The 1,372-nt window shown below is 73.9% G+C and carries 1 protein-coding gene; it reads right to left on the bottom strand.

Annotated elements, in window-relative coordinates; translation table 11 throughout:
* Nucleotides 1–150 precede the first annotated feature (150 nt).
* The gene (locus JX005_RS15940) at nucleotides 151–1,137 is read right to left on the bottom strand and encodes a hypothetical protein (RefSeq protein WP_214468607.1); all 987 of its coding nucleotides are present in this window, start codon (nucleotides 1,135–1,137) and stop codon (nucleotides 151–153) included.
* Nucleotides 1,138–1,372: the final 235 nt, after the last annotated feature.

Genomic DNA, 1,372 nt, shown 5'->3' with positions numbered 1-1,372 from the left:
CGGCCCGCCCGGCCTGCGCGGCCCCCGCGCTGCCCCGCGCGGCCCCCGCGCTGCCCCGCCCCGCGCCCCCCGGCCCGCCCGGCCCACCCCCATCCCGCGAGACCGCATCGGTGCACCGAGAGCGCATCTACCGAATGCGGTCTCGGTGCACTACTGCCTTCTCGCGGTCCGAGGGGTGAGCGCGCGCTGAAGCGAGCGGAGCTGGGAGGTGTCCTGCGGCCGCTCGGGACGCAGTCCGGCCGCGAGCAGCGCAGCGCGAAGCGGTGTGGCCGCGACCGCCTCATGCCAGCCCCAGTGAGCAGTGGCTGCGACGCCGCGTTCGAGGAGTCGCGCGTCGCGCTGGCTTCGGTCGCGCAGCGCGGCGCGCGCATCGCCCATCTCTCCGCTGTACTTGACCTCGCCGTCCGCCTCGCCGCCGATGCGCGGCTCCTCCCACCAGAAGTCCAGGCGGTCCGCCTCCTCGCCGGTCGGCCCGAGGATCCACTTCTGCAGCTCGGGCGCAGGGAAGCCGAGCCACTCGACGGCAGCGACACTCACGAATTCGAGGGGCGATTCCGGAGTCGGCGTCGCGCGATCGATCACCCAGCGTGCGTGACGCCGCCCGCGCGTCGACGGCCGAGTCGCGTTCAACGCCGCGAACTCCTCGGGAGTCAGGTCCGGGTCGGCTCGGAGCGCGGAGCCGGCGACGGCCAAGCCGATCGCGTTGTGACGCGTCCGGGCGATGTCGACAGCGATCTCCGCGGCAGTCGCGACCACGAGGCCGCCGATCTCCTCCACCGCCGGCATCATCTGGGCGGTGTGCGCGCGCACGCCCGACACCACCCGCGAGCTCGCACCCGCGGGGAGCGCGACGTGGACGTCAGGAGGCTCGAGGAACACCGTGAGACCGCGCAGGGCGGCGCCGGACTCATGGCAGAAGACCGCGTCCGGATACTTCAGCGCGGCGGCGTGAACGCGCGCGAGATACCGTTCCCACGGCTTCAGCGCACGCCACGCGTCGCCCTCGGCGTAGATCCCGCGCATCACCGTGACGAGCGTCCCGTTGCGCACCGCACGGTCGGAGTGCGGCGCTTCGCCGCGATTCAGCAGAGCGATCGGGCTGGGGACGACATCGGTTCGCTTGTGAACGGTGAGCATCCGCCGACCCTGCCCTCCCCGCCGGGCGGTCGCCCGCCCAGGCCTTCGCTCCGTGGACACCTTCCGTGCACCGACCGCTGTGGAGGACCCCGCCCACCCCACCCTCCCGGGACGCGAGACCGCATCGGTGCACCGAGACAGCGGGGCGTAGGTGCGGTTTCGGTGCACCGATGCAGTCTCGCGGAATGGGGGTGGGCGCGGGCGGGCGGGGGGTCAGGGGGTCGGGGTCGGGGTC

Source organism: Microbacterium flavescens, from assembly GCF_018588945.1.
GTDB classification, from domain to species: Bacteria; Actinomycetota; Actinomycetes; order Actinomycetales; family Microbacteriaceae; genus Microbacterium; species Microbacterium flavescens.
Note: the sequence above shows the minus strand (reverse complement) of the source record. Positions and strands in the feature narration are given on the sequence as shown.

Bases quoted from the DNA above. Each gene is read 5' to 3' on its own strand.
- JX005_RS15940 (WP_214468607.1), bottom strand. From the start codon at position 1,137: ATGCTCACCGTTCACAAGCGAACCGATGTCGTCCCCAGCCCGATCGCT.